Raw genomic sequence first — 7,134 nt, 5'->3', positions numbered from 1 at the left:
GCAATGACGCACACCGAACCCGTGGTCGATGGGATGCCGACGGCCCGGAGCTGCCCCTTCTCTCCGCCGGAGGAGCTCGGCGCGCTCCGTGAGGAGCGGCCGATCGCCCGGATGACCTATCCCGACGGTCATCAGGGATGGCTGGTCACGGGCTACGACCTGGCGCAGGAGGTGCTCGCCGACGTCTCGTTCAGTGCGCGTCACGACCTGCGCAGCTCGCCCATCGTGATGGGAGGCAAGCTCGGTCCGGCGCAGCCCGGCATGTTCATCGGGATGGACCCGCCGGAGCACACCCGCTACCGCAAGCCGCTCAGCCGGCACTTCACGGTGCGGCGGGTACGGGAGCTGGAGCCGGCGATCGAGCGGATCGCCACGGCCTGCCTGGACGCGTTGGAGGCCGACGGGTCTCCGGCCGATCTGATGGCGGCGTTCGCGCTGCCGCTGCCGGTCCTGGTGATCTGTGAGCTGATGGGTGCCGACGCCGATCTGGCGGCTCAGCTGCAGAAGCTGCGGGTGCCGATGCTCTCGCCGACCACCCCGCCCGCGGAGGTCGCGGCCGCCGCACGGCGCACCGGTGAGCTGATGCGCGAACTGGTCAGGGCGCGGCGGGCCGCTCCGGGCGACGACCTGCTCAGCGAGCTGATCGGTGTCGGTGAGCTCAACGACGACGAGCTCGCCGGGCTGACGTTCCTGATGCTGGTCGCGGGTCATGAGACCACGGCGAACATGATCGCGATGAGCGTGTACTTGCTGCTCCAGGACGACAAGGCGCGGGCCGCGCAGGGCGACGGGAGCCAGGTGGACGACCAGACGGTCAACGAACTGCTGCGCTATCTGTCGGTGGTCCAGTTCGTCTCGCGGGCCGCCCTCAAGGACGTCGAGATCGGCGGGGTGCTGGTACGGCAGGGCGAGACCGTCACGATCTCCACCTCGGCGGTCAACCGTGACGGCCGGCGCTTCGAGGATCCCGACACCTTCCACGCCGAGGGAGGCGGTGTCGGCAGTCTCGCGTTCGGTCACGGTCTGCACCAGTGCATCGGCCACAACCTGGCCAGGATCGAGATCCGGATCGCGCTGCGGCTGCTGCTGCGCCGCTTCCCCGGGTTGCGGCTGGCAGCGTCGCCGCAGGACATCAGAACCCGAGAGGCGATGAACACGTACGGAGTCCACGAGCTGCCGGTCAGCTGGTGACGGCGGGCGGCCCTGGTCGGTGACCGGGCCGCGACAGGTCCTGTGCGGGGGCCGCCCGGTTCGCCGGCGGCCCCCGCACCGCTGTTCCCAGAAGCGGTGCGGGCTCTCCGCCATCTTCAGAACTCGCCTAGCTCGGCTTAAGAGGGCCTGGTGACCATGACGAAGACCGATCACGCCCGGCTCGCATCCTGTCAGGGCGTTCGTGCGCGGGACACGCGCGGCCGGTCCGACCAGTCCCACGACGGACGGAGCTGATGATGAGCGTGCCCCCGGATGGCAAGGTCGTTGCAGCGCTGCGCGCCTCGCTGCTGGAGAACGAGCGGCTGCGGCGTCTGCAGGACCGGTTGACGCAGGCTTCCCGGGAGCCGATCGCCGTGGTGTCGATGGCCTGCCGCTACCCAGGCGGCGTCAGCTCCCCCGAGGACCTGTGGCACCTGCTCACCCACGCCGGCGACGCCATCGGCGACTTCCCCACCCAACGCGGCTGGGACCTCGACAACCTCTTCGACCCCGACCCCGACACCACCGGCACGAGCTACGCCCGCCAAGGCGGCTTCCTCCACGACGCCGACCACTTCGACGCCGAGTTCTTCGGCATCAGCCCCCGCGAAGCCCTCACCATCGACCCCCAGCAGCGCCTGCTGCTGGAGACCGCCTGGGAAACCCTCGAACGCGCCGGCCTGGACCCCACCCGGCTCCGCGGCAGCCGCACCGGCGTCTTCACCGGCGTCATGTACGGGGACTACGCGGCACGGATGATCCAGCGGATGCCCGACGGCTTCGAAGGGCACCTGGGGCTGGGCAGTGCCTACAGTGTCGCGTCGGGCCGGGTGTCGTACACCTTCGGCCTCGAGGGCCCCGCCGTCAGCGTGGACACCGCCTGCTCGTCCTCGCTCGTCGCGATCCATCTGGCCGCGCAGGCACTGCGCTCCGGCGAGTGCGAACTCGCCCTCGCCGGCGGCGTCACCGTGCTCGCGACACCGACGTTGTTCGTGGAGTTCAGCCGGCAGCGCGGGCTCGCACCCGACGGCCGCTGCAAGCCCTTCGCCGCCGAAGCCGACGGCACCGGCTGGGGCGAGGGCGTAGGCCTCGTCCTCCTGGAGCGCCTCTCCGACGCCCAGCGCAACGGCCACCCCGTCCTCGCCGTCATCCGCGGCAGCGCCGTCAACCAGGACGGCGCCAGCAGCCAGCTCAGCGCCCCCAACGGCCCCTCCCAGCAACGCGTCATCCACCAAGCCCTCACCAACGCGGGCCTGCACCCCACCGACGTCGACGCCGTCGAAGCACACGGCACCGGCACCCGACTCGGCGACCCCATCGAAGCCCAAGCCCTCCTCGCCACCTACGGCCAGAACCGGCCCACGGAACAGCCCCTGTGGCTCGGCTCCGTCAAATCCAACATCGGCCACACCCAAGCCGCCGCAGGCATCGCCGGCGTCATCAAAATGGTCCAAGCCATCCACCACGGCGTACTACCCAAGACCCTCCACATCGACGAGCCCACACCACACGTCGACTGGGAATCGGGCGCGGTCAAACTCCTCACCGAACAGACCCCCTGGCCCCACACCGACCACCCCCGCCGCGCCGCCGTCTCCTCCTTCGGCATCAGCGGCACCAACGCCCACCTCATCCTCGAAGCAGCACCCCCACCCACCACCAGCACCAGCACCAGCACCAGCACCAGCACCAGCACCAGCACCAGCACCAACCAGCACACCGAACAACCCCCCGCACACACCCCCCTGCCCTACCTCCTCTCCGCAAAGACCCAAACCGCCCTCAAAGCCCAAGCCACCCGCCTGCACCACCACCTCACCCACCACCCCCACCTCGACCCCACCGCCGTCGCCCGCACACTCGCCACCACCCGCACCCACTTCACCCACCGCGCCGCCGTCATCGCCACCGACACCACCGACCTGCTCAACGGCCTCACCGCACTCGCCAACGGCGAAACCACCCCCAACACCCTGCAAGGACACACGACTGAGGGCAGAGTCGCCTTCGTCTTCCCCGGCCAGGGCTCCCAATGGCCCGGCATGGCAAGCGAACTCCTCACCTCCTCCACCCCCTTCCGGGAGCGCATCGAGGCCTGCGCAACGGCCTTGGCGCCGTACGTCGACTGGTCGCTGACCGACGTGCTGCGGGACCCGGAAGCGGGACCGATGCTCGACCGGGTCGACGTGGTGCAACCGGCGCTGTTCGCCGTGATGGTCTCGCTCGCCGAAGTGTGGCGTTCCTACGGGGCCCGTCCGGACGCCGTCGTGGGCCACTCCCAGGGAGAGATAGCCGCCGCGTGTGTCGCCGGGGCGCTCTCCCTGGACGACGCGGCCGCCGTCGTGGCCCTCCGCAGCCGCGCCCTCACCGAACTCGGCGGCACCGGCACCATGGCCTCCGTTCCCCTGCCTGCCGAACGGATCGCCGCCGACCTGGCGCGACACCACGACGGGCGTGCCTCCGTCGCCGCCGTGAACGGCCCCGGTACCACGGTCATCGCGGGTGACACCGACGCCGTGCACCGTATCGTCGCCGCCTACCGGGAACAGGGTGTCCGCGCCCGAACGATCCCCGTCGACTATGCCTCCCACTCGCCCCACGTCGAGCGCATCCGCGGCCGGGTACTCGATGCTCTCGCCCACATCACACCGCGTCCCTCGACCGTGCCGCTGTATTCGACGCTCACCGGCGGCCTGCTGGACACCACTGCCATGGACGCCGACTACTGGTACTCCAACCTGCGGCACACGGTCCGGTACGAAGAGGCCGTACGGGCGCTCCGGCACAGCGGCCACCGGTTGTTCATCGAGTGCAGTCCGCACCCCGTGCTGACCATCGGCACCCAGGAAACGCTCGACGACATCGGAAGCGAGCAGGCCGGCAACGGGCGCGGCGCCGGCGGTGGTGTCGCGCTCGGCACACTCCGCCGCGACGATGGCGGCCGGCTGCGGCTGCTGACCTCAGTGGCCGAGGCCCATGTCACGGCGAACGTCGTGGACTGGGCGCCCCACTTCGCGGAGCGCACGGCCGCACGGGCCGACCTGCCGACCTACCCCTTCCAGCGCGAGTCGTACTGGCTCGACACGCCTCCGGCGGGTTCCGACGTCACCTCGGCCGGGCTGGCGGTCGCGGACCACCCCTTCCTCACCGCGGAGGTAGTGCTGCCGGAGGAGCAGGGAACGGTTCTCACCGGGCGGCTCGGGCTCGCCGTCCAGCCGTGGCTGGCCGAGCACACGGCGCTGGACGTCACGGTGCTGCCGCCCAGCGCCCTGGTCGAGCTGGCGCTGTACGCGGGAGGGCGGACCGGCTGCGAGGAGCTCGCCGATCTGTCCCTCGACGCGCCGCTGCTGCTACCGGATCAGGGCGCCCTGCAGCTGCGGGTCACCGTCGGGGCGAGCGATCCGGCGGGCGGGCGGAGCGTGTCCGTCCACACCCGGCCCGAGCGGGCCGGGTCCGACACCGACTGGACGCGGCACGCCACGGGCCGTCTCGTCGTGGCGGACCCGGCCGAGCCGACCTCCCTGACCGTCTGGCCGCCGCCGGGCGCATCGGCCGTCGCTGTCTCCGGCCTGTACGACCGGCTGGTCGGCGCCGGTGTGGCGCACGGCCCGCTGTTCCAGGGACTGCGCGCCGCCTGGCGGGACGACTCGGCCGTCTACGTCGAGGTCGATCTGCCCGAGGACGCCGAGGACACACGCTTCGCCGTCCATCCCGCGCTCCTGGACGCGGCGCTGCACACCGTACTGCTCGACTCAGGGGACGGGTCCGCCCTCGGGGGTGCCGACGCCGACCGGGCGGGCAGCGGGCGGGTCCGCTGGCTCCGCCGGGTGACGGGGGCTGCCTTGTACTCCCGTGCCGGTTCCGCGCTGCGGGCCCGGCTGCGTCCCACCGGGCCCGGCACGTACGCGATGGACCTCGCGGACCCGACGGGTTCGCCCGTCGCCACGTTCGCGGGGCTCGCGCTGGAGCCGGTGGACGCTGGGGCGCTGCACCGCGACGGCGCGTCCAACGACCTGTTGTTCCAGGTGGAGTGGTCGGCCGTCGCCGATGCGCAGACGGCGCCCGGGGAGTGGGCCGTGCTCGGCCCGGACGGGTCGGCGGCGGACGACCTCGCGCCGGCGGAGTGCCCGCGCTATCCGGACGTCGCCGCCCTCACCGCGGCCCTGGACGCCGGACTGCCCGTCCCCCGCTGGGTGGTGCTGCCCTGCGCGGAAACGGAGACGAGCGGCAGCGACGCCGCGCACCGGGCGCGTACCCTCGCCCACGAGGTGCTGGCCCGGGCCCAGGAATGGCTCGCCGACGAACGGCTGGCGTCCTGCTGCCTGGTGGCGGTCACTCGGGACGCGGTCGCCGCGATCGCCTCCGACGAGGTGCGGGATCCGGGAGGGGCCGCGTGCTGGGGGCTACTGCGCTCGGCCCAGACGGAGAACCCCGGCCGGTTCCGCCTCGTCGACCTCGACCGTGAGCGGACCGCCGCGGCGGCCCTGCCGACGGCGCTCGCCTGCGGGGAGCCGCAGGTGGCGGTCCGGGACGGCGGGCTGTTGGTACCGCGGCTGGTTCGCGCTCTGCCGCCGGCGTCCGGCCAGGCCGGGCCCGTCGTCCTCGACGGCGGGGGAACGGTACTCGTGACCGGCGGCACCGGCGCCCTGGGCGCCCTGGTGGCCCGCCATCTGGTCAGCAGGTACGGCGTACGGCACCTGCTGCTGACCAGTCGCCGCGGCCCGCAGGCTCCCGGGGCGGACGAGCTGGCCGCGGAACTCACCGCGCTGGGTGCGCGGGTGACGGTCTCCGCCTGCGACGTCGGGGATCCGGCCGCGCTGGCGGAGCTGCTCGCCTCGGTCCCGGTGGCGCACCCACTGACTGCCGTCGTCCACACGGCGGGCGTGCTCGACGACGGTGTCCTGCCCTCTCTCTCGTCCGAGCGCCTGGACACCGTGCTGCGGCCCAAGACCGACGCCGCCTGGCAGCTGCACCAGCAGACGCGAGAGGCGGGCCTGGCGGCGTTCGTCCTCTTCTCCTCTGCCGCCGGCACCCTCGGCAACCCCGGGCAGGCGAGCTACGCCGCCGCCAATGCCTTCCTCGACTCCCTGGCCCGGCACCGCCGGTCCGCCGGCCTGCCCGCCATCTCACTCGCCTGGGGCCTGTGGGAGCAAGGCGGTGCGATGACCGGCGACCTGGACGACGCGGACCGCGCGCGCCTCAACCGCCAGGGCGCGGTGGCACTGTCCGCGACCGAGGCGCTGGCGCTGTTCGACGCGGCCCTGGGCCTGGACCGGCCGGTCCTCCTGCCGGCGCGGTTCGACATGGCCTCGCTCCGCGCGACGGCGGCCGACGGCACCCTTCCGGCGCTCCTTCGCACCCTGGTGCGCGTCCCCGCGAGGCGCACCGGCCCCGGCACGTCGGGCGTTTCGCTCGCGCAGCGGCTGACAGGGCTGTCCGACCCCGACCAGCACTCGCTGGTATTGGACTTGCTCAAGCGTCAGGTCGTCGCGGTCACGGGGCGCTCCTCCGCTCAGGACATCGGCCCCGATCGCTCGTTCAAGGAGCTCGGGTTCGACTCCCTGGCCGCGGTCGAACTGCGCAACCGGCTCACGGCCACCACCGGACTGCGGCTGCCCGCCACGCTCGTCTTCGACTATCCGAACTGCGACGCACTCGCCGGGCACCTGCTGACCCTCGTCGAGGGCGAACGGCCGTCCGTCCCCGACGGGTTGCTGGCAGGTCTGGACGCATGGGAGGACGCCGTCCTGGCCCTGCCGGAGCATGACGAGCGGCTCTCCGCCGTCACGGACCGTCTGCAGGCCCTGCTGTGGAAGCTCAGGGCCGAGCCCGGTCCGGCCGGGGCCGAGCAGACACCGGTCGCCGACCTCGAGTCGGCCTCCGACGACGAACTGTTCCTGGTACTCGACAACGAACTCGGCCTGTCCTGACTCGGCACGCCCT

2 protein-coding genes are annotated in these 7,134 nt (G+C 72.5%); both read left to right on the top strand.

Going from position 1 to position 7,134, the window contains the following annotated elements; genetic code table 11:
- Nucleotides 1–3 precede the first annotated feature (3 nt).
- Nucleotides 4–1,191 carry a cytochrome P450 gene (locus AC4OXY_RS38130; RefSeq protein ID WP_491991916.1) on the top strand — a complete coding sequence of 396 codons (1,188 nt, stop codon included), beginning with the start codon at nt 4–6 and terminating at the stop codon, nt 1,189–1,191.
- A 263-nt stretch (nt 1,192–1,454) separates the two neighbouring features.
- On the top strand, nt 1,455–7,121 hold the full coding sequence (locus tag AC4OXY_RS38125; RefSeq protein WP_491994703.1) for a type I polyketide synthase: 5,667 nt from the start codon (nt 1,455–1,457) through the stop codon (nt 7,119–7,121).
- The last annotated feature ends 13 nt before the right edge of the window (nt 7,122–7,134 follow it).

The organism is Streptomyces sp. HUAS MG56 (assembly GCF_058673395.1).
Note: the sequence above shows the minus strand (reverse complement) of the source record. Positions and strands in the feature narration are given on the sequence as shown.